Below are 24,390 nucleotides of genomic sequence, written 5' to 3'. Positions count from 1 at the left end.
TATGGATAGAAAAGATGGTTTGGATCGTTTATCACGTATATCTCGTATTCGTAGAGAGCGTAACCTCTCGGTATTGGATACAGATTTGCATGCGCTGTTGGAAAAGACCCACGGCTTATCAGGTTTATTGAGGTACTACAACCTCAAACATGAGCCGGAAGGATATTTCAATAGGCTGTTGGGGAGATTTACGGACCCAGCCAAGTTGATCGATGAGACACGAAGTGACAAAGCGGATGGGAAATTGGAACCTGCGATGGCCTTACTACTTATCTTTCTAGAAAACCTAAACCAAACAGCTCAGTACTTTAACCAGCGATGGAAATCCTATCCTGAGTGGTATCTAAAAGAAATATTGGGGATAGAGTCTCTTCCCTCAAAAGGTAATAAAGTTTGGATTGCACTCCAAAAAGACCTTAATGAAGAAGTTATAGTTAATAAGGGTACCCGCTTTTCGGCTCGTACTGGGACAGGGGCACCATTGCATTACAGTACATTAAACGATATCGTTCTCACCAGTGCTACACTTGAAGATGCTTATATCGTCAATTTAGAGAAGGATAGCAATAAGGTACCCGAAAAATATATGGAGTTGGTTACTTCAGTAAAGGTAAAACCCCTTCAGGTAGAACAAAAAAGCCCATCTAATAATGAAAAGGGCATCAAAACTTTGGGTATTAAGATTACTTCGCCAGCCTTACTGCTGCGAGATGGAGTAAGAACAGTAACCCTTACCATTTTTAGTGAAGAACATTGGATGTTAGATATGGTTAGGCATATCTGTGGACTTCGGAAGTTGAAAAGATCACAGCCCGCGCTTAATGGCCTCTCATATGAAGGAGCTATTTTAGACAAGCTATTTAGCAATATTTTTTATATAACCATTAGTACTGTTGAAGGTTGGAAAAATATAGGGCGATATACCGTAAGCAGATATAAGGCAGGGAAAGGTATTGAAATTTCCTTTACATTGGATGAGCAGTTTCCTCCGACCGAAGGATGTTCATTAGAAAAACATGCATTTATTTCCAAATTCCCTAAACTAAATATCCACCTCAATTTCGAGGCTTGGATGTATCCGTATTCTTGGATCAAGAATCTCAAGGTAAATAAGATTGGCATCAGAACGGAGGTAAACAATAGCAATAATGTAATGGTCTACAATGAATTGGGAAAGGTAGACAGTTCAAAGCCATTTGCCCCTTTTGGGATCAGTAACAGAAAAGGAAGCTGGTTTGCGGTAGGCAATTACGAAATGGCAATCAAGGAAACAAAAACAGTATCCTTGGAGATTAGATGGGGACAGCTTCCCGAGAATGAAAATGGACTTTCGGGTTATTATGCACCATACGGACAAGGAATAGACAATACGAGTTTTAGGATAAGACCCTATTACCTTGCTGATTTCGAGTGGAAGGGAAACAAGGAAGCATCGGATCTGTATCTGTTTGCTACCCATAATAACAGGGTGAACCAACCGCCTAGCCCCGAAGGTAAACTTTATAGAAAGACCTGTTTTTCTAAGATCGATGTATCAAGAATGCCGGCTGTAAAGCTATCGGAGGAACACTATACTTATAGTCAACTGGCCAGGTCAGGGTTCATCGATTTGGTGTTGCAGTCACCAGAGATCGGGTTTGGTGAAAATATTTACCATATGCGCTTTACAGAACTAATGATGAAGAGTATGCGTAAGGATCAGAAATATCCAGAGTTAAACAAACCCATCATCCCACTTATCGATCGGATTACAATCAGCTATGTTGCCGAGGATGTGATTGATCCATTTCAAACTGATGGGGATAGCGCAATGGATTATATTCTTCCGTTGGATGAATTAGACCATTTTCCGAAGGCAGTGTTAGAACCACCGCTTTCTTTCGCTGCACCTCTAGATGAGGTCAATGTATTGCTCAGCGTAAAAAATACTTCATCCGGACAATTGCTAGATGTATTTTTTGAGTTTGCTCCTCCCAAAGAGGAGACGGCAACAATGGATCATTCCAAAATTCAGTGGTATATCGGTCATTTGCGTAAATGGAAAGCTCTTTCTCCAGATCAGTTCGTACAGATAGACGAAACAAAGCATTTATCACTCACGGGGCGCATGCAATTTTCCATACCAAAGGATATAGACCAATCTCTTTACGATCATAAGGGGTATTTATGGATCAGGGCAGGTATCAGCAATCCTAATGCGAATATATCTCTATTGAAATCTATTTCACTCAATCCGATACTGTTGCAGTTGGATACCAAATTATCAATGGACGGGATCTCTCTTGAACTAAATGAAATTGTTTTAGAAACAGAAAAAAAAATACCTGGTGTTATAGGTTGGAGATTTCTGAGCCCTTTCTTTGAGGGAAGAAAAGCAGAAACAGAAGAGGATATGCTTATTCGCGTCTCAGAACATATTACCCATTTAGGCAAGTCGGTTACCCGTCGTGATTACGAGCGTATCGTTCTCCAGGTATTTATTGATATAGGTAAGGCTAAATGTTATCGAGAAGATGTTGAAGGAGAGGATGTGGTAAGTATTGCCGTACTCCCAATTACGTATTCCGATAGACCATTGGTCAACAATTACCTGATGGTAAAAATTGAACGTTTCCTAAGAAAATTAAGTTCAAGTTATGTAGGACGTATCAAGATTACAAATCCTGCTTATCAGGAAGTGATGATCAGAATGAATATCGAATTTACAGAAGCCTATTTTTCCAAAAAAAGGAGAAAAAAAATCCTAGATATGGTGAATGAAATGATTGCCCCATGGCAGTTTGAGAAGATCTTGCCCAAGTTTGGATATGCGATCTCTTTAAATGCAATGTACAAAAAGATAAGCGAAGAGTTCGGTGCGGAGATCAGGATTAAAGACTTTCAAGCTATTCTTTTAGGAACAGATCCCGTAGGCTACAAGGTAATTGAGGTAGCAGCAGGAGCCGACGTGACCATTGAGCCTGCTCTACCAAATACCTTATTTATTCCATCTAAAGAACATATTCTACATATAGGAAAGCTCGGTGATATATTTCCCGACAATTTCGGAATAGAAGAAATGAAACTAGGCGAAACGTTTATCGTCAAATAAAATGATCCAACATGGCAAAATTAAACAGGGAAACATTAAAAAATTATTTCAGGTCAGGACAACGTCCCTCAGAGAAGGAGTTTGCCGACCTCATAGACTCTACGGTCAATATCTATGACGATGATTTTTTCAATAACGAAGAGCGAAGAAGCATCCAAGTAGCTGCTCTTGGCGATTATCGTACCGTAATTTCTATTGCTACAGAACATCAGGCAGACCAAGCAGGTTGGAACATAGACGTAGAAAAAAATGGAGACCTTTGCATACGAAGCACGGAAAGCAATTCGGATAATGATGGCTTTATAGTGATCAGAAAAGATAATAATATAGAGATTAATGCAAAGGAAATCCAGCTTATAGGGCATACCAAACAGGGAGTGATTGGGACATTGCCTACCGACGGGAAATGGTACAGCATTACGGAGGCATCTGGAGGTATTAATATGTACGAAGTAAGAGCGTCCTATAGTGCCCAAAACAATAGGTATGGTAATGTATTGGCATGGGCGAGCCATTGTGCAGGACGGAAAAGAAAAATTAAGAAAATACGTCCACGATCTTTTTTCTGGCAGAATAAATTGCAGTTAAAATGGTTAAGGGTAAGAGATGAACGAGGTAACAGGAGCAAATGCATGTTGTGCTTGCGTAGCAGGTATAATAATAAGACTGGCGCAATCAACTATAGCGTCAATCATATCTGGAACAAATAAACAAATTCGCCATGTTCATTACCAGAAGAGATAAGAACGATAATTACTATCAAAAGCTCCAAGACTATACCTTAAAACGTATAGAGCAATTGTGCGGCATGCGATGGACAGATTATAATGCCCATGACCCAGGTATCACCATTGCAGATTATTTCAATTATGCGCTGCTAGAATTCCATTATCGGCTCGAACTGCCCATGCAAGGTTACATGGATTTACGTCAGGGACCGAATCTTGGCTTAGACCATTTAGGACTGCTATCGGTTGAAGAGATATTTACACAAAGTATTGTAACCGAATCAGATTATCAGGAGCTTTTCAAGACTAGGTTTCCCGAAATCAGCGAATTTCGTGTAAGATATAACTTGCAGACGGGACGATATGATATTTTTATCAAACTTGATGAACAAAAGTTTTTGGATGATGTTGGTCCAGCTAAACTTGTAAACGAGGTTAAGAAAATCTATCATCAACACAGGAATCTTTGTGAAAATATAGGAGAGGTGAGCTTCGATTTTGAGCAACACAAGGATCAACTTCATTACTGGCAAGATATGTTCCATACCAGACAGGTGTACGAGCATCCAAAGTATACTAAGGATATGCAAAAACGGGCGGATATGGAATCTCATGGGTTTACCAACGAATATGAATCTATTCAGTACGACTTTCCTGAAAATTATGGTCTGGGACATAGGGGCCTACCCTTAAACATGGATACAGAAGGCAAAGCGAAGGTGATGCAGTTAAAAGCTTATCTTTCAGTCATAGATTTGCTACTGGCTGATGCCGTACAACAAGTAGGGCTAGTGGGAGAATTACTCGATTTTTCTGGTAAGATTCCCAAGAGTAAGCTGCCCGAGTTAGCCATTCCCGAGTGGGAGCAGCTCTTAGATAAGGAACGTGCTAGTTCAGCAGTGCTAGACCGAGCAGATTTCTATCTAGAACAAAAATCTGCCTACCTTGATCTTTTAGATCTGCTGTATGGCGAAGATACAGGTAACTATTTTGGACAGGATGCAAATGGAAACGAGAAACGGGCTAAACTGATACGGCAATTACCACAACTTAATGCTTTTAGAAATAGGTCTTGTAATATTGGAGATTACCGTAGTATGCCCAATATACAACTGGTTTTAGACCTCCTAAGCGATCATAAATATCAAAATTCTACGAGAGATACCTTTAATAAGTATGGGCTGCGGATCATTAGTGACGAGGAGTTTTTTGACAAGTTTTCTTTTCTGAAAAACTTCGCCTTCGGTTTGGAGATCAACGATCAAACCTTGTTGCGTGATATTCCCCATCGACCTGTAGATTACAATGATGGTACTTTTCACCTGCTCCGGAAAAACATCAATCTTTTATGGTACAATGTGCTTTTTGAAAGCTTTCTAGACTATGCTGATGAGCGTAACTTTTATAAAATACTGGTATTGCCCGAAAATGAATATCTTTTGGTATTTAGGCATCCTGGTAGAGACGAATGGATAAATATGGGACTATTCTTCAGGAGCGTGGAAGAACTTACAGAAATTGCGAATCTGTTCTGGGAGTTCATGAGAAAGATCAAGCATAGAGAGGAAAGCAATAGTTTTTATTTCATTGAGAAGCTATTGCTAGAACCCTGCTGTTTGCAAGAAAAGAATAAGCTGGCCATCGTAACCGCTGCTGAAGCAAAAAGTGTTGCTGAACGTTCGTCTATCGAGGAACTCTTATTGGAAAGATTGCCTGCACATCTCAATGTGCAGCTCTATTATGTGCCAGCAGAACAACTCAACTATCTAGAACATCTCTATGGTGAATGGCGTAAGAGTATTGTCGAGCATGGATTGGAAAATTCGATGGCAATTGCCAGTTCAATTCGGCATTTTCTTAATAGGAACGGAAAATATGCAAAGACGCTTTAAATAAGAGCATATGAACAATGTACAGAAGATTGCATTTCAGTTTGAAGGAACATCACAACGTTTTTTTAGCGCCATGTATGCTCGCTGGGATAGTTTTTTGCTTGGATATATTGAACAGGTAACAGATGAGGTGTTAGATAGGTTGGAGGAAACAGACCAGGATATAACCATAGAAACCATCGAGCTAGATCTAGGGAATATTGAGGAAAGCGATTTTGAACATCGTTTGATAGAACTTTATAGGCAGGAACTTGGGAACGCTTTGTTTAAGCTCCTTAGCGATCCCGTATCCACCATGCTCAGAAGGCGCCCGGTACAACAAGCATTATCCGAGCTACTGTTTCAATTTTTGTTGCATGGTTCATTGCCATGGGATGCACCTGCAAGATATAAAAATATTGATATACTTTTTACCGAAGTGGCGAAATCTGATAGTATAGCTCTTCGCCACTTTCTACAGCGCTATGGTCATTATACCAGCCTTCAACAACGTCTGGTTTTACAACTGGAAGAAGAAACACTTGCAGTGGGAATCAAGGTAATCACTCCATCCGAAAGCTCTTTCATTCTTTCCTATATCCATTTTGTACAGTCGAAGTACAAAAAGCTCAAGTCTCCAAAAATAGCACAATCTCCTCATCGAGCCACTGTATGGCAGGTAGTTTATGCTTGGCTACTTACCGATAGGAGTTCGGTTTTTAACAGAAAGATATTCCTAGAACATACTATCCGTCAATTGGCGAACCGTTATCTAACCACATATAGCGATTTGTTGGATTTATTGGTATATGTTCAGGATAGGAGCTATCCATCGGAATTACTTAAACTATTAAAAGCGCTTCGGTCTGAGAGTCTGAAAAATCGACATTGGGAAAATAATTGGTCGCAGTTGTATGGGCTGTTAGAAGGTAGGAATAGAACTAATGAAGATACGGAAGTTGATGGTTTGGAGTGGAAAAAAAAGATGTCAAATCTGCTCCGAAATGAAAATAGTAACTATCTATTGTTACATACCTTAAAAGAAAAGCAAATATTTAGGTTGGTGCAGTTGCTGGCGCCCGAGCAATATATTTTCGTAACCAGCTATGCAAAAGTTTTAGACCAGCATAAGGATAAAGGCTTGCTCCAAGGCAGGGCAGGTGCCGGTTTCTATCTCCTTAAATGGCAGGTCATGTTTCCCATCTTGTTAACCAACAATGGGCTTGGTTTCAATCGGCATTACTTTGTTGGTCAGGTGTTAAGAAAAGTCGCTGCGCACTATAACCTAGAAGTATTAGATCTTCTTCGATACCTTACTCCCAAAGAGGTACTACTGGGTATAGATAAGGAGCTTGTCGCCATTTTTAAAGAAATGTATGCAAGCTTTGATGATAAGGCAGGAACACATAACGAGGCAATATGGGATGTGCAAAGGTTAGTTGTCTCTCTTGATAAAGCCGAAGCACAAGACCTAACTCTAGTATCAGAATGGAAAAAAGCATTGGGGAATGAGATGCTCAGAAATAAGTTGCTCCTTCAATTGAAAGAACAACAGCACGAACAATTGGTGAGTTTACTTTATGGGCCACAGAGCCATTTCCTACTGGCCTATGTTTCTACCATTAAGCAGCAGCAACAGAAAGGGATTTTGCAGGGGAAAATTTCTGGGAGATATGCTCATCTTAAATGGCGTTTTTTGCATGAGGCTATGATTGGAGTACAGAACCAATCATTTAATAAAAAAAATATAGTCGAACGTATCCTAAAGAAAATCAGTGCGCATTACAATCTTGATATGAGGGAGCTGTTGGTCTATTTCTATCGCGAAATCCAACAAAATGGTTTTAGCTTGCCTTACCAAGTGGTCGCAATTATCGCCGAGCTCTACAAAGTACATTCTGGAATTACCATGAAAACAGCGTTGTTACCTCCTGAAGCTGATATGGATGTTGCTAAAGTTGGAAACACTGAATTTGAGATGTTAGAACGCTATTTGGGTAGTGGAACTGAGCAAAAAGAAATGATGTTTTCCCTTTCACAGCATGTAGCGTTTGTTGCTCATTTAGAACCTGTGCTACAGGCCTATTCTGCATTGTGTCGTTTCATGCTACAACATCACCATGTCCGTGTAACTTCTAGAAGAATATTGGCCCTCTTGCTTCGTTTAGCTCCAAATTATGAGAAATGGAGTAGCGTAGATATTTTGTTGAAGGTGATGGCACTATTGTTCGATCAATTGCCAGGTAAACATCAGCAGGAACAATTACATCTTCACTTAAAGGAAATAGCAGCGATGAATCCTTTACTAAAATCAACAATGGTGTTGTATGGAAAACTGGAAAAAGTATTGGGAATGCCGATGTTATTACCCGAAGAGCCTATAGAAGAGAAACCTGGGCAGGTATCTTTCTTAGATAATGCAGGGCTTGTTCTTCTCGCACCATTTTTACCAAGGTTGTTTCAATTGTTCAATTTGGTAGAGAATGGAAAGGTAAAGGATGTAGATGCTTATATCAAAGCACTATATCTGATGCAGTACGCAGTATTTGGTCACACCGATTTCCCGGAGCATGTATTGGGGCTGAATAAGCTTTTAACAGGGTTTGTCGCTTCTGTGCCCGTACCTCGTGGTTATTTACTCAGTGATGACGAAAAGATAACAGTAGAGCAGATGTTAGTGGGGGCAGTAACACATTGGGACAAGGTCAAAACCATTGAAGGCTTACGAGAAGGTTTCCTGCAACGGGAAGGAAAGCTTTTGGAAAAAGACGAAGAATTTGAACTTACGGTAGAAGCCAAAGCTTACGATATGTTATTGGATAGTTTGCCTTGGAGTTTTAGGGCAATTAAATTCAGCTGGATGGCGAAAGCTATACAAGTTAAATGGAGATAGAAAAGATAACGATAAACCTAAAAAAAGAATACGCTCATGAAAATTTTATTAGACAATGGCCATGGTGCCGAAACACCAGGTAAACGTTCGCCGGTATGGCCAAATGGCAAGCAATTACTAGAATGGAAATTTAACAGGGAAATTGTGGCAATGATTGCTGCAGAACTTAAACAGTTAGGCATTGATCATGATATTATTGTACCAGAAACAACCGACGTGTCTTTAGCAGAAAGAGCAAGTAGGGCAAATGCCTATTACCTAAAAGGTGTAAAATGCATGCTTATTTCGGTACACGCTAATGCAGGAGGAGGTACGGGATGGGAAGTGTTCCATTACCCTGAATCTGTAACCTCTAAAAGCTTTGCTCAGGTATTCTCGCAGGTAGCTGGAAAAGCTTTGCCAGAATTTAAAAATAGAGGTGTAAAATCCGAGAACTTCCAGATTCTCAGGCAAGCTAAATGCCCATCGGTGCTAACCGAAAACCTTTTTATGGATACCTGGAAAGACTGCGAATTCATATTGTCACAATTAGGAAAGGAACGTATAGCTAAGCTACATGTAATGGCAATTCAAGAAATTTTAAAAAAATAGCTGAGTATGAAAACAAATGTAAAACAATCAGAAAATCTTGAGTCAGTGCAGACCAAGGCAATAAGGCAAGCACCGGTCAATGATATTTTACAGGCATATGGAACTCATATTGTACAAACTAAATCTATGATAGACGAGGAAGAACCCATTCAAGGGAAATCAGCGATTTTGCAATTGAAAACAGCTATTAGTCATTCGGCTTCTAATTTTGATTATAGAACTTCACCTACCAACTTTACCACAGAACGTGTTGGAACGCATATGACAGCACTTCTAGATCCTGCAGATCCGGTAAGCGGTTCTGAACCTGGAGCAAGTGAACAGAAAAATTTAATGAAGAGACTGAAAGGGAAATATAGCTTGGCGTCTTGGGCATTAATAAAAGGTCATTTGCTAAACCATGATCTAGGGGGCTTTGGAGTTGCAGAAAATCTATTTCCAATTACAAAAGACGCGAATGGCTCCCATCTCCATGCAGTAGAATATGGTGTAAAATCGTATCTGTCACTAGCTAACCATAATAGAAGTAAAGGATTAAATCCTAACGGAGTATATTATACCGTACAAGTAAAAGGCGGGATGGATGAAGATAGTTTTGGAAAAGGAGCTCAGTTTGTCTGCAATGCCCAAACCGTAAATAACATAAATGGGAGTCCTACGTTGGGTAGTAAATTTATTGATAATGTTGTGATAGAATCGCAACCAGGACCTGCAGCTGACGAAAATGGTTGGGCCCATGATGAAGAAGACGAAAGCGTTGATAATTTCTCTCATGCCAGCTCTCCGGATACTTGGGACCATAAAGGTAAAGGAAGAAGAGGTAGGGCAGGAGCAAGTGATTGGGAAAGAGAACAGTATAAAGGTAAGATTAAGGTAGTTTAGTTTTATAGACAATAATTTTAGTTAATTTAGAACTTGAACGGCTTCTAGTAATGTTTAATTTTATGAAAGCAAGCGTACAGTCAAAGCAAAACGGAAATGATTTAGAACAGCCAAAAGCTGAGAAACAGGCGTCAAATCAAACTATTCTCCAAGCTTATAAAAGTAAAGTTGCCCAATTTCAATCTGAGGAAGAAGAGCTGGTGCAAGGTAAATTCGAAACAGCTCAATTGGTAACAGAAGAGGAAGAGCCATTGCAACGCCAGCCCAATAATACTGGTTTGCCAGATAATTTGAAAAGTGGTGTAGAAAATCTTTCCGGCTATAGCCTAGATGATGTTAAAGTACACTACAATTCTTCTAAGCCTGCAGCACTACAGGCGCATGCCTATGCTCAGGGATCAGATATCCATATTGCTCCTGGACAAGAAAGGCATTTACCGCACGAAGCTTGGCACGTCGTACAACAAAAGCAGGGAAGAGTGCAACCAACGAAGCAGCTAAAAGGGAAAACAAATATCAACGATGATGCGGGATTGGAAAATGAAGCAGATGTGATGGGAGCGAAGGCTGTTCAAATGAAGTATGCGACTGGTATTCCAACCTCGGACAGCATCATGTCGTTGCCGAGTTCCGCAGATACGGCACAATTGGAATCAGCTGATTATCCCATCACTAATACGCATGTAGATTGGACAACGGCTACCCTTGGTGGAAGTACAGTAGGAATGTCAATGACAGCTACCGATCTTGATAAGAATGCATTGGATAAAGTAACTAATCTTAAGGGTTCAGGACCGGAAGCTGGGCAGCAAGCTGAGCTAATGGCCCATCTGCCTACTGATCCTTCTGAACTTGCCCCAGACAAATATGTACGCGGTCATTTACTGAATCACAATATCGGTGGTCCGGGTAAAGGATTCAATATGTATCCAATTACCGGATCGGCAAACAGCGCACATTTAAAATATGTTGAGAGAGGGGTGAAAAAATGGGTAGATAGCGGAAATCCTGTTGATTATTCGGTTACAGTTAATCAATCTGCCACTGATCTTACAAAAGGACCAAAATCAGGTTCCGTGACAGCAAAATTTGTTTGTAAAGCAACAAATAAAACTTCTGCTGAGACTATTTCTGAGACAATCCCATCAGAAAATGGTGTGAAATCAGTTCCGCCATCCGTATCAGGAATCGCTAATTAAACACTTTACAATCTATGAAAATCAGCCTTGAAAAATAATGAAATCTTGCATCCAAAATTTTCCAACCCTGCTCCACACCGCTTTTTCGCTTTACTTCAGACAAGAGAGCGAGTACAGTTCGCTACGGGATATTAAGCTGGGCGAAAAAGACTTATCTAAACTCACCGGTCAAGAATTAACTTGGGAAGAAACCGTTGTGTTGCTGTTGGCGTTAATGCCTCACATCCATCCACAGGCGCTAGATATATTTTTTATACAAAACAAAGAACTAGACCGACCGTACACCGAATTTGGTGGTTGGAAAGGTACGTTACATAGCGGTTTCCTTCCCACAGGAGAAACGGCTGCATTTTTATTAAGTATAGACCATCCAGAAATCCGTTCGTTGGTGATGCAATTATTCAGTAAAGAGCATTGGTTCTACAAAGAAAATATTATACGTTTAGAAAGCCAGGGAGATGGTGAACCATTTTTAAGCGGAAAATTAACCGTCTCAGAAGAATTTTTGGCGAAAGTACTCAACAATGGAGATTACCGACCCGATTACAGTGCTGATTTTCCGGCAAAACGGATGCAAACCTTTTTGGAATGGAAAGATTTGGTAGTTCCCTATCATTTAAAAGAGGATTTGGAAGCTATTTCGAAGTGGTTGGAGCATGAGAGCGACATCCGCTCGAGATGGCAACTCAACAAATACATTAAGCCTGGTTATCGCTGTCTATTTTATGGCCCTCCAGGTACTGGGAAAACATTGGCAGCCTCTCTTTTGGGTAAGAGACATGATATGGAGGTTTATAGAATAGATCTATCCATGATAGTCTCCAAGTATATTGGTGAAACAGAGAAAAATCTTGCCAAAATATTCGATAGGGCCGAGCATCAGAAATGGGTGCTTTTTTTTGATGAGGCCGATGCTCTGTTTGGTAAACGTTCAGAGACCAATTCATCCAACGATCGACACGCTAACCAAGAAGTCGCCTATTTACTACAGCGAATTGAAGATTTTCCAGGAATGGTAGTGTTGGCAACCAATTTAAAGGATAATCTTGATGAGGCATTCTTTCGTCGTTTCCAGTCGGTTTTGTATTTTCCGATGCCAGATCAACAACTTCGGATGCACCTTTGGCAGCAGATGATACCTGAGGAATGGCTTATTGGAGCCCAGCCCGATCTGTTAAGAGATATTGCTCATTATAAAATTGCAGGTGGCAGTATGGTGAATGTGATACAACGTTGTGCCCTCATCGTTCATCAACTTAAAAAGCCGATAATTAGCTTGGATATATTGAAGGATAACATAGAAAATGAACTTTTAAAAGAAGGGAAAATCATTGCTAAGTGATTTGCTGAAAAATACGTTTACTCAAATTTAACTCGGGTTAAAATTAATAGCTTTTCTTTTATACGATATAATGCTTGGTAAATGTGAAATGAAAGCCAGTTTCATATGTCAAACTATCAAAAAATGATATTATCAATTTTTAACAGGAGAGAGTATGCACCCTGTAATTGTAAATTATGGTTAAAAGTAGGTGTGCAATTCCAATCAAAAACAAGCTGCATGATTTCATTTTAATTTGTCTAAAGTTCTACCATGGTTCACTCACATGCCAACCTTCCATTTAACTGAACTGAAATTTCGATCAACTTGATTCTGAACCTTATCGTTATAAAAGATAGTGATGGACCAAGTAAACATTTTAAGTTTTAATAGATTGCATTCTTATATTACTCTACTAGTGATAAACTGATTTTCTAACGCTACAACTTTGTTTCGAATTAAATTTTTCAGTGATGACGAATCGAAACAAGAACCCGAATATCCAGGGGCGAAAGGTATAATGGTAGCCCATACCTTAGGATGAGAAAAGCAAAATCCTTTTCAAACATGGTTGAGGCAGCAGGTTAGAAGGGCGGTAATGCAGGCCGCTGCCGAAGTCGACAAAAGTCGTATTGCTAGACCTTGAACAATATCCATTCATTTTTCACATTCACCATAGTTTTCAACAAGGATCGGGAGCTTAGTTTGGTAGCCCGCTTGGTCTAGGCAAGATGTATTTTTGTCCACGGACAAAAACATCTTGCCGCCCTTGCGGTCGGAGCAGGCACTCGGAACTCGTGCCTGTCTGAACACCAATAATGTACCTCATGGGCTTTCAAAAAGAAGAGAATACAACTCGTTTAGACTATCCTTTAAGAACTGGAGTACGTAGAAAATTCTTTGACGCTTAGAGAAATTGCTAACCTCCAGTAACTGCCAATCTATGGGGGAGCTGATCCGCAAGTTGATCAATCGTGAGAAAATTAACTGTGTGTACAATGATACGACGATGAAAGAGCTGGTCTCTATCCGTAAGTTTTGTCTCCGATTAAGTTAATGACAAGTTAGGGATGATTAGCATAGTGCCGAAATGTCCCTCATACTGAATTTCATAGCCTTTGCCTGTTAGACGCTTGAGGTCAGGACTATGATTATAATTGCTCGTAAGTTTGTATAAGGAAAGCCCGTTGAATTGCCAATGGGCTTTCTTGTTTTGTAACAGTATTTTATTTGGTAAAAATAATGTTGTAGCATCTTTTTTGCCCATTATCGCCACAGTTCTGTCACTGCCTGCCGGAGTGTATTGGCGATAGAGAACGTATGAGCTTAATGCAACATCCAGCTCCTTTAATAATATTTGGAGCTTCTATTGCCGAACCCGCTAGAGTTGCCCTACAGTTGAAAAAAGGAAATTGTACAAAACGATCCTTCCCCACTAATTGGGTAACTTAAATTATTATTAGCTTTGAAAAACCCACGCAGATTAAGATGCTTATTTTTTATGTATCTATCAACCTATCTGTTGATTACCTTATCATTTTTTTTAATTTGTCTTCAGCTGCATCGAACGCTAGCGCATCCTTGGCCTGCTCGCTCAATTTTTTGGCTTGAAGGTAGTAATTCATTGCGCTGTCAACCTCATTTAGCTTCAATGCGATGTCACCGCTGAGAAGCCATTGGGTAGGGGATGTGGGAAATAATTTCCTTCCAACCTCGGTTATCACTTTGGCATTATTATAGTCCTTGGCCAAAACGAGATTGTCAGCTGTACGGCTGAGAAGAAGGCCTGATGGACTGATCCCCAATTTCTGGAAAAAGGTCTCAGTCTCCTCTAACATATTTTTGGCACCCACGCTATAGAGCTGTTCGATCAGTCGAATGTAGGCTGGTTGTGCTGGAGGAATAATCTCTTTGTCGTAAAGCACTCTAAAAAGGTTTGAAGTAATTCCGTAACCCGAACCGTATTGGTTGGAGAACATTATTATCGTATATCCGGATTCAGCATCAAAAAAGCCTTCAGCAGTATACCCCTTTCCCCCTCCATTATGTCCAAATATTGGTTTGTTCATATTGAGGTTGAGGAGCGATAATCCATATCTATAGTTCCTTTCTAATCCGTTAAAAATTTTGTTTGCTGTCCTCTGTACCTCCATACTTGATCTCGATAAGTATTTACCTTGCTGATAAGCACTTACAAATCTATATAACTCGGGTGCTCCTAATATCCATCCCCCTGCGCCCGTTGGTGCTTGATGAATAACTAGCTTTTGCTCCTGGTCCTCTATGAATTTATCGGACGCAACCTGATAATACGGTTTGGCTAGTTGTCTTGTAGCTACGAGATCTTTTAATGGCTGGATTTGAATCGGCTGAAAGATATATTTCTCTATCGACTGTTGGTACGGTATGCCATCAATCTTTGCGATGACCTCGCCCAACAAGGTATATCCTATGTTGCTATAAAAGTATTGTTTACCTGGTATGTCAAATATGAGAGGTACCTCTTCCGACAGGGTTTTGAATTCTGCTACCGTATAGTTTTTGGTGAAATCATATTTTGGATTGTCCCAAGTGCTGGCCAGCCCAGACGTATGTGTCAACAGCTGATGAAGTGTAATTTTATCAAAATTCTTTAGATTCCAACCACTTATGTATCTACTTACCGGAGCCTGTAGGGATAACTTACCTTGCTCGACTAACTGCATGATTCTTGTGGACGTGAACATCTTTCCGACTGAGGCGGACGCCATCATCGCATCGACCTGTAATGGTATTTTTTTTTCTACGTCGGCATATCCGATCGCTTTTTGGAATATAATATGCCCCTCCTTGGCGACGATGACGGCAGCATTCCAGTTTAATTTGTTATAGGCTTCCATCAGGCTATCCAGACGTTGATGGAATTTGTTTTGAGCCAAGCCATCTTTGTAGACAGGAATAATTAATGTAGCAAGTAGTATTAATTTAAATTTCATCTAATAATCATGTTAAATTGCAACGATCTATTTTGCTGGTAATGGTACAGCTATAGCCAACTTCGTTCAAGTGCAAAATTTCGTAACAGTGGTATCTGGTATGCGTAGTGCCGATGCTGCGAGGGAAGGCTTTCGGCAAACTTACTTAAACTGATAGAGCTTTGACATGTATGTAGACGTAAGGAGTGTTTTCGTAGACAAACGGCAGGATGCCACAAAGCTAAGTGTCTAGTTAGAACTGAATGTACGGTGGGAAAATAGTATGCTGTGTATATCCTCCTAAGCCATTCTTACATTACCCGATTAAAAGTTCTAAAGGCAGCAGACCGTCAGGTCTGCCTTTTGCTGGCAAAATGAAATTTAGACTTCGATCTATCTTGCCCCAAGGACTTTTCACAAAGCCAATCTTATTTAAATCAGCATGCGTTGTTTTAAAAGCACATGGAAAGAGACTGTAAATATATTCAAAAGCGAACGGCCCAACCAGGCCCGATACACCTTAAAAACTCTAAAATCAATCTATTTAATCCTTTAAACCAGAGAAAGTAGTCACTTCGGATACCCTCCGTCTTGGTCTTGAAATTATTTTTACTATAAATGAATTCCTGATACACCGCATTCTTGATATTGGTAACAAATTTCCGATCGCTTGCTACTTGTACAGCGGTCGGCAGACGCTTGTGGAATTAATTGACAAAGGAAGTAATGGTCTTTTGTCATAAGATCCAAGCATCTTTTTTTACCAGGAGTACCATGGAGATTTAAAGTGCTTGACCTCTAGCACACATCTATCGTGGACCCTCGAATAATCTTTTTGCTTGATTCTGTGAAGAATATATTGGAGAGATCCAACTCGGCTGAAACCGATAGAGACTAACGCCCTTTCGGGATTGCTCGCCACATCTCTATGCGCTTGGGATAGCAATCTTCTTTAGGTAATACTACTCAAAATTTACGCCGCGTAACAGTACCTAAAAAATGCTACACCCTGGATGATAGTTTTGCCGAACATTAACCACTTATATCTTATGCTAGTAAAACCTATCAATTTATTCGTTCGCCGCAGATGGTCCGCTGCAATCTATGCTTTACTGTTTCTTCTATCGAGCATACCCTTCGATGGAATGGCACAGCAGTGGGATCATGTGGGCTTAACCAATAGTACGCGCAACTCCGATTTTATGATACAAAATGTATCATCTGCAACCCATACCAATGGGGATATATACATGGCCTACCATGGTCGCTCAGTTTCAGTATATGTAAGAAAGTTGAACAGGGCTACAGGTATCTGGCAGGACGTCCTAGGTTCCATATCTCCATTCAATAGCAGTGGGGGTAGAAGGGTAGCAATCGCAATTACTAAAAATGGTACTCCGATTATTGCGATTAAACATTATCAGTCCCCCTATAATATATCGGTCTATAGGGCCGGTACTAGTCAATGGGAACAACTTGGCGGCTTTAACAACAATCTACAAAGTGGTTATGATAGCAACGGTTTATCTTTGGTCTTAGATGATAACGATGTGCCGCATGTCCTGTATCAAACTTCACAGAGCACTATTGCAGTTAAAAAATTCCAAACCGGAAGTTGGATCGATGTCGGTGATCAGCAGGTAGGCGTCAGAAACGCAACGGAACATGTTAGCCTAGCTATAGACCGAAATAATGCGCTATATATGTGCTATGCCGCCCCATATCAACAGATAGATAGGAATATTAGCGTGCGCAAACTAGTGGGTTCTACCTGGCAACTTGTAAGTAATGAATTGAGTACCAATAAGTCAAATAATAACAACGTTTTATTTGCCATCGATAGCCAGAACCATCCTTATGTGGCATTGGTCAATAATACTGGAACTATCATCAAGCGCTTAGGGGGCAATCAGGAATGGACTGAAGTAGCCCAGGCATTCACTGGTATTACCTATGGTGCATTTATGCATATCGATAAAAATGACAAGATTTATATTTCGGGCAAGGAAAATTCAGCTATAGGGAGTTTAAGTGTTGCAATGGTTAATAGACAGACGAATGGTCTGGAATTTGTAGGCACTCGGAACTTTACGGGTACAACTTGGGAGAATGTGCTGGTCAGCGGGAATGAAAGTGAGATTATATTAATCTGTACTGATAGGAATGTACAGCCCGCAATGACTACCAGGATCTACAACGCAAGCTCAAACGCTTGGGAAATTATAGATAATCCCGGTATAGGTGCTACAAGAACAGAGCGTTTTGTTACGGTAATAGATCGTTCTAGTAGAATGCCGCATATAGCATATGCGGAAAATGCGGGTCGAAAGGCAGTGGTTAAGCGCTATCAGGGAACGGGGTGGGTAAATGTTGGTCCAGAGGGGTTTTCTTCTGGTACAACCGAAGGTATATCTTTGGCCTTTGACGGGCAGGGTGTGGCATTTGTCTGCTTTGCCGATGGCGACCATGGCGGAAAAGCTACGGTGATGAGCTATCATCAGGCGACAAACAATTGGCAGATCCACGGTAATGCAGGGTTTTCAGCTGGCGGTATCAAAGACCCCTCGCTAAGCATAAATAACAAAAACGAAATGTTTATTACCTACATAGATGAAGCGAATGGTAACAGGATTACCTCGATGAAATATGATGCCAGTGGCCAAACATGGGCAGCGCTGGCCAGTCCAGGATTTTCATTTGCCTCAAAAAGCATTTCTACCGCTTTCGATAAAGATGGAAATCCGGCTATTGCCTACATCACCGAACAAGATGAAATCAACGCCGTGAGTTGGAATGGGTACTCTTGGACCAATATTGGCACGGGGAAAGCAACCTCTTCCGCTGCTGCATTCCCCTCTATTGCAATCGATCAGTCCAACAATGTGTTCGTTAGCTTTAAAGAATTGTGGAACAACAAAGCAATGGTGTCAAGAAACGTAATCGCAACGGAAAACCTGGCTAACCATAAATCTGGTCCAGAGTGGATTTCTTTGCGCGAAATAGAGCAAAATGAGCATGACGTGAAAGATGCCACGATTATTGTCGACGGTATGGGCGTACCCTATATTGCCTACATAGAACGAACTAAAAATGATAAGGTTGTCATCAAGCGTTTCCATCAAAATGAATGGAACTTGGTAGGCGAGCAAAGCCATCTTTCTTCTGGCGGTGTTGGTCGGGTTTTGCTCAATATTTCTGAAATTGGAGAAATTTACGCGACCTATAGCGCCAACGGCCTGTTTATGCAGAAATTTGACACTAGCGTGCTACCTATTCAGCTGGGCAGTTTTACTGCACAGAGAAATAAAAGCAACGTTTCGCTCTATTGGCGGACCGAGATGGAGCAAGATAATAACGGTTTCAATGTCGAAACGAGCACTGATGGCTACTCTTTCAATACGATTGGCTCTGTCACTGCGAAAAATGTAGCTAGCAATTACGCTTTTGTACATAAACATCCAAAAATTGGCGTGAACTATTACCGATTAAAGCAGATTGACAACAATGGTAATTTCAGCTATAGTAAAATTGTTTCGGTAAATTTTGTCTTACATCAGACAGAGATTGCCGTTTACCCGAATCCTGCCCGTGATATTGTAAATCTAACAAATGTCGCTGACAACATTGAGGCAATTATTTATGATGTTTATGGTAGAAAAATTAAATCAGCGAAAATATCAGGACAAAAGCTAGAAATTATGGACTTAAGGCCAGGCATATATTTTATTTCTGTAGCTGGTCAAAAAGTAAAATTTATAAAGTCTTAAATAATTTTTTGCAAGTGCAAGCGCAGCAGGACTGCGAACCAATTGACGGCGACCTTAAGAATAAATGTAACTTATTTAGGATCTATCATTCATAACGATGAATGATTTTGGCCCAAGGAAGGCCGTAAACGTATTAAGTCTACATTTAACAAAAGCACCTTTGAGGTTTAAATTTAGTAGTTTAATGTAATGTGTAGCCGACCTTGCTATTTGCGGGTCGGCTTTTTTATACAAAAAAGAAATTTCTAATGATGCTATTTTACTAGGCCACGCAGATAGGCCTCTTTGACCAATCCCACAGTATTTTTAACATTAAGTTTTTGACTTAGACTTAACCTGTGCGATTCTACGGTACGTATGCTCAGAAACAACTTATCGGCAATTTCTTGGTTGGAATATTCATTGGCAATAAGAGTGAGTATTTCGTTTTCTCTTTTGGTGAGTTTAAGCAGTGAATTAGATTTTTTTCCAGAAATGGTTTCCTGCAGAATATTTTTTTTGATAGACTCATCTATGAACTGTTCGCCCTTATTCACTGTGGTGATAGCTTCTATGAGTGTAAGTTGATCGGTTCCTTTCAGCAGGTAGCCATCTGCACCGCTTTTCATCATCTTTCTAACATATACGGTTTCCTCATGGTTGGTGAGTGCAATGATCTTGATGTCGGGATATTTACCTTTGACAGTTTTGCATAAATCAATCCCATTGCTATCGGGGAGTTCTATGTCTAACAAGAGCAATTTTGGGATTTCGATTTCTAGTTGTTGTAAGAGCTGCTGTCCATCGGTTACAGTAAAGACAATATCAATCTCTGTACTTTCTTTTAAGATAGCCTTCAGCCCATTTAAAATAAGCTGGTGGTCATCAGCGATAGCTATTTTTATCATTTTATCAAATATAAGTTAATAGTGCAAACTAAGTAAACCAGGAATATCTATTTTAAGTAGAACTACTTAAGTTGTTGTTTGGGTAGGTGGTCTGTGATCTGTATAATCCACCAAATTTTGAATATGTTACAGAACCAGCACCCTATGGTTTACGTATAAGCACTTATTCTTTGAATAGGGTAGTGATACTGATAGCTGCAATGCATGGGAATTGCAGATTTGTATTTTCTTACATAAATCAATGCAAATGTATTTTCGTAAATTATTTTTTGTGGCCTTTGTAGCCTACTCATTTTTCTCGCTGGCCTCTTGCAGTAAAAAGAATACTGCACCGCCACAAGATCAGCACAAGCCAAAAACCTATCCGGTAGGAAGTGTTTTGGATCATACGCTAGGTTATGAGGTTTTAAGAAGTAAGATTATTGGTCCAGATGGAGGTAGTCTATTAAGTATGGAAGAAGACCTAGAGATCATCATACCTGCTGGTGCCTTGGCTAATGCGACAGAAATAAGTATAGAGCCTATCACCAATTCCAACCCTGCTGGCCTTGGTACTGGTTTCCGCTTGAAGCCCCATGGCATTGTATTTAACAAGGAAGTAGAGCTTGTATTTAATTACAGCGAGGAGACCGGAATTTCTTCAACACATTTTCTTGGTGTAGCTTACCAAAACGATAAAGGGTTTTGGTGTTATTTGCAGCCTACCGAAGTTGATATCGTAAATAAAAGAGTGAAGGTGAAGACAAAGCATTTTAGCGATTGGGCACTGATGCAGTGGATGTACCTCTTACCACAGGTAAGTACAGTGAGGACTAATGATGTTTTAGATTTGAAAGCGGTAAGGGTATTACCATCGGCAACTGCCGATAATGGCTTTCTGGTTCCGTTGGTACCGCCTGATGGGACTCCTTTAATGGTTGGGGAACAGGTAGATTTGGAAACCAAGTACGTTAAACGGTGGACTTTGCCCGGAAATGTTGGCAAGCTAGCACCATCGGGTAGTAGTGCTCGGTATACGGCTCCAGCAACGCTTCCCCATATCAATCCAATAGCAGTAAGTTTGGAACTTAATATGGGCAGTCATCAAGTGTTATTGGTTTCAAATATAGAAGTTATGGGGGGAGAGATAGAGTTTAGGATCAATGGAGGTAATTTGATTACGATAAGAAATGCTAGATTGCTTAAAACTGCTGACGGCTATATGCTCGCTAATAGGGACGACAACGGTGCATTTGTGTTAAAATGGAAAGGAAATAACAAATGGATGCTTTTCAATATTGGAAATTTACAGCAGAATACATTTCAATATGTCGTGCCTGATGGGACTTCAATGTATACGCATACCAACAACCAGATACTGCAACCCCTTTCGGTCAGTGATGGCCATATCAAACTAAGATCTGTTAGCGAAAGTGCCGTATTTGGAACATTTAATGTGGGTACTGCCGGACATTTTTCAATTCCGGTAGGAGACAGGATCGGCATAGTCTCCATAGAAGGGAAATTCAGTGCCAAGAAGGTTGGTTTTTGATCATTTTAAGGCAATAAAAAAGCAGTCTGTCGATAACCGTGAACTCTTTCATTACAATAGCTGTTTTTCAAATGTCGGAAATGAAAGCTTCGATGTCGGGGCTAGCGCTGGATCGTTTGATTTATGTACTGGCCATTTGAAAATAAAGCCGCTTTAAGCGGCTTATTTTATCTCTTCTCTTTTTTGAAAATCTTACCATTCAGGTCAATATACAACGTGGTCACATCCTCATCGGAAGTTACATCCGCATTATAATATTTGCCTATCTTGGCATCCTCAACGATAACCATATTGTCAATCTCATTGCCTTTTACTCGATAAGGGTTAATAGCAGCCGAAATAATTGGTGGAAATTTTTGGTCGAGAACAGGATGGATACTTTGGAGCCATTGACCATCCATACTGACAATAAGTACCGAGCCATTGGCTAGCGAGGCCACATAATAATTCCTTAGATCATCCTTTATCCATTGAAAGATCTTTTGACCTCCAGATTTGCTTTCGCCAGTAGCTTTAACTTTGGCAGGAATGTTTTTTTGCTGCTGAGCCCTTGCTTCAAGGTCTACCATTGCGCCTGAAATGAAAAGCAGGCTCGCAATCATGATTTTTTTTATTGTCATATTGATTAATTTTTGACAAAAATAGAGGGCTTGCCAGCGGCATAATATAGGGTTTGTACGCTTTTTATGACATCGGTAGTGGTACTTAATTATTGAATTTGAGCGATCATATTTGTGCCTGCTTAGCGTCGAGCCTGCTTAAGGAATAAAGACCTCTTTCGTTCAAATACACTTGCTTATATCCGTATTTGTATTTCATATTGATTGAACCATTCTATGCTAGGAGTTATTTCGCTTTGAAGTGGAATGCGAAATTGTTGGTGCGAACCTATATCTGTCTTGGGCGGGTTGGATTAGCGCGGAAGTAAGGTGTTTCAAATAGCGTAGTACTACCGAAATTTGAAGCAGCCGTAGCAGTACCAAGAAAATACAGCCGTCGTCGCGGTACTTTTGCCCAACATTACCTAACGGTCGGGTAACAGCGGTTGCTTTTACAAGTGTCTAGTTAATAATGAATACATAACACGTTAATATATATGAAACATCTAAAAACCATTTTATTCTGTGCGCCGATACTGGCAATCTTAAATGCAAATGCCCAATTGAATAAGCAGGCTATGCCTGCTAACGCAACATCGGCAAGCAGGATTGCAAATGAAAATTATCCTGCAATGAAAATTTTGAGTAGGACCAACGGTGATGCACCGGATTCACTTAGAAGAGGAAGCGCTGGTAGCAATGAAATAAATAATGTTCAGGAAACTGGAACTGTACGTCAATCAACCAATGCTGAAAGTCCATACAAGGCTGCGCTTGGTGTCAAGTTTCTTTGGGGCATTTCAGCAACAGCGAAATATTTTTTGACTGATAGGCATGCTATCGAGGGCATTATCCGCTATAGAAGTTTCGGCGGGATCGTAAATGATATTGCCCTTACCGCACTTTATCAATATCAGCGACCCATAGCTGAGGTGAACGGACTTTATTGGCTAGTTGGTGGAGGTGTTTACCTAGGGAACTCATCTATAAAAAACTCTATATTTCCAGCCGAATATCGTAAGGGTACCAGCTCCTTCTATTTTGGTATTGCTGGCGTGGCAGGTCTGGAGTATAAATTCGAGGGAACACCCATCGCAGTGAGTGCCGATTGGATGCCAGCTATCAATCTGAACGGGGGAGGTTTTGGGTCTGAAAATGGTGGCATAGGAGTAAAATATACATTTTAATTTTTTGGACAACCGAGTAATGAAGCTTGCTGCCGACTTCGCTTTTTTGCGGGTCGGCATTTTTCTCCAGTTGACATTTTTGACCGATGATGATCTAAACGGCTCACGAGATACGGGCTGAGCGATGAACGAATTAAGTCTGGTCGCTGAGTTCACGTTCGTTTCAACTGTACGGTTTATCCTTTTGTAGTGGAAACAATGTAGTTTGTCGACGGTGCTGAAATAGAGTTTTGAAAAAACGGAGATTAGCAACTGAATTTATACGCTTAAACTAAACAAACATATTAGCTATGAAGAGCAAACATATAGGGCTGGTCGTGCTATTGACGGTCCTGTTCATAGGTAAAGTCTTTTCCCAATCACCTTCAAGGCTGAGTTATTCGGTCAAGTTGTCGATGCAGGGTTACAACCTGCCGTTTAAACAATTGATAGATAATTTCAAAAATCCAGGTGTCGCGCTAGGGATAGATTATGGCTATAATATTGGCCATGTTGCTTCACAAAGCCTGAACATCGGCTGGCTCAACCATGCTGAGCATGGCAATGCGATCTATGTGTCCACCCTTTTTTATTACCGGCCATTGTTAGGTAGGTTTAGGCCCGGGGTAGGCATGGGACTGGGAAGGATGATATATTTCAACAACTCAAATCCTCTGTATCAGATGGTTGGTGATAAATGGCAGAAGAGTGGAGCGCAATCGGAAGGCAGGTGGGTCGTTCCATTGGCCGCAGACTTTGGCTATGAGTTCAACTTTGGAAAATATAATCAGCTGACACCTTTTATGGGCTATGAGGTCATGCCAGCCATCAAGTATAACAATGCCTTTCCGATCCTACCAAGTTCGCTTTTGACCTTGGGATCCAGGTTCAATCTGTCAAAAAAATAACA

Annotated in this window: 15 protein-coding genes; 12 read left to right on the top strand and 3 right to left on the bottom strand. The window is 40.4% G+C overall.

Annotated elements, in window-relative coordinates:
• Window position 1 precedes the first annotated feature (1 nt).
• The 8 genes from AC23ME_RS18695 to AC23ME_RS18660 all read left to right on the top strand — a co-directional run bounded on the left by AC23ME_RS18695 (window position 2) and on the right by AC23ME_RS18660 (window position 12,597).
• Complete coding sequence (locus AC23ME_RS18695) at window positions 2-3,091, top strand: hypothetical protein (protein ID WP_487729267.1); 3,090 nt, start codon at window positions 2-4, stop codon at window positions 3,089-3,091.
• An 11-nt stretch (window positions 3,092-3,102) separates the two neighbouring features.
• Window positions 3,103-3,801 (top strand): hypothetical protein, encoded by a 699-nt coding sequence (locus AC23ME_RS18690; protein ID WP_487729266.1) that lies wholly within the window; start codon window positions 3,103-3,105, stop codon window positions 3,799-3,801.
• Between the two features lie 11 nt (window positions 3,802-3,812).
• A complete protein-coding gene (locus AC23ME_RS18685) occupies window positions 3,813-5,711 on the top strand; it encodes a hypothetical protein (RefSeq protein WP_487729265.1) in 1,899 nt (632 codons plus the stop codon).
• 10 nt (window positions 5,712-5,721) lie between these two features.
• Window positions 5,722-8,583, top strand: coding sequence for a contractile injection system tape measure protein (locus tag AC23ME_RS18680; RefSeq protein WP_487729264.1), 2,862 nt, complete (start codon window positions 5,722-5,724; stop codon window positions 8,581-8,583).
• A gap of 36 nt (window positions 8,584-8,619) precedes the next feature.
• Window positions 8,620-9,174: an N-acetylmuramoyl-L-alanine amidase gene (locus tag AC23ME_RS18675; protein WP_487729263.1), complete on the top strand. Its 555-nt coding sequence runs from the start codon at window positions 8,620-8,622 to the stop codon at window positions 9,172-9,174.
• 126 nt (window positions 9,175-9,300) lie between these two features.
• A complete protein-coding gene (locus AC23ME_RS18670; RefSeq protein WP_487729262.1) occupies window positions 9,301-10,056 on the top strand; it encodes a hypothetical protein in 756 nt (251 codons plus the stop codon).
• A 62-nt stretch (window positions 10,057-10,118) separates the two neighbouring features.
• Window positions 10,119-11,255: an eCIS core domain-containing protein gene (locus AC23ME_RS18665; RefSeq protein ID WP_487729261.1), complete on the top strand. Its 1,137-nt coding sequence runs from the start codon at window positions 10,119-10,121 to the stop codon at window positions 11,253-11,255.
• A gap of 37 nt (window positions 11,256-11,292) precedes the next feature.
• Window positions 11,293-12,597 carry an ATP-binding protein gene (locus tag AC23ME_RS18660; protein ID WP_487729260.1) on the top strand — a complete coding sequence of 435 codons (1,305 nt, stop codon included), beginning with the start codon at window positions 11,293-11,295 and terminating at the stop codon, window positions 12,595-12,597.
• Between the two features lie 1,505 nt (window positions 12,598-14,102).
• Here the strand turns inward: AC23ME_RS18660 and AC23ME_RS18655 are convergent.
• Window positions 14,103-15,551 carry a serine hydrolase domain-containing protein gene (locus AC23ME_RS18655; RefSeq protein WP_487729259.1) on the bottom strand — a complete coding sequence of 483 codons (1,449 nt, stop codon included), beginning with the start codon at window positions 15,549-15,551 and terminating at the stop codon, window positions 14,103-14,105.
• 1,028 nt (window positions 15,552-16,579) lie between these two features.
• Here AC23ME_RS18655 and AC23ME_RS18650 point away from each other — a divergent pair.
• A complete protein-coding gene (locus AC23ME_RS18650; RefSeq protein WP_487729258.1) occupies window positions 16,580-19,297 on the top strand; it encodes a T9SS type A sorting domain-containing protein in 2,718 nt (905 codons plus the stop codon).
• A 254-nt stretch (window positions 19,298-19,551) separates the two neighbouring features.
• Here the strand turns inward: AC23ME_RS18650 and AC23ME_RS18645 are convergent, their stop codons facing one another.
• Entirely contained in the window at window positions 19,552-20,184 is a 633-nt protein-coding gene (locus AC23ME_RS18645; protein WP_487729257.1) for a response regulator, read from the bottom strand.
• A 241-nt stretch (window positions 20,185-20,425) separates the two neighbouring features.
• On the opposite strand from AC23ME_RS18645, the gene AC23ME_RS18640 reads away from it, so the two are divergent.
• Window positions 20,426-21,715 (top strand): hypothetical protein, encoded by a 1,290-nt coding sequence (locus AC23ME_RS18640; protein ID WP_487729256.1) that lies wholly within the window; start codon window positions 20,426-20,428, stop codon window positions 21,713-21,715.
• A gap of 167 nt (window positions 21,716-21,882) precedes the next feature.
• Here AC23ME_RS18640 and AC23ME_RS18635 read toward each other — a convergent pair whose 3' ends face one another.
• On the bottom strand, window positions 21,883-22,335 hold the full coding sequence (locus AC23ME_RS18635; protein WP_487729255.1) for a hypothetical protein: 453 nt from the start codon (window positions 22,333-22,335) through the stop codon (window positions 21,883-21,885).
• Between the two features lie 476 nt (window positions 22,336-22,811).
• Between AC23ME_RS18635 and AC23ME_RS18630 the strand changes: the two genes are divergently transcribed.
• Together AC23ME_RS18630 and AC23ME_RS18625 are read left to right on the top strand one after the other, a co-directional pair.
• Window positions 22,812-23,501, top strand: a complete 690-nt coding sequence (locus AC23ME_RS18630; RefSeq protein WP_487729254.1) for a hypothetical protein — start codon at window positions 22,812-22,814, stop codon at window positions 23,499-23,501.
• A gap of 290 nt (window positions 23,502-23,791) precedes the next feature.
• Window positions 23,792-24,388, top strand: a complete 597-nt coding sequence (locus tag AC23ME_RS18625; protein ID WP_487729253.1) for a hypothetical protein — start codon at window positions 23,792-23,794, stop codon at window positions 24,386-24,388.
• Window positions 24,389-24,390: the final 2 nt, after the last annotated feature.

It is taken from the genome of Pedobacter sp. T50_32 (assembly GCF_057652195.1).
This window is presented reverse-complemented; position numbering and strand designations above follow the sequence as displayed.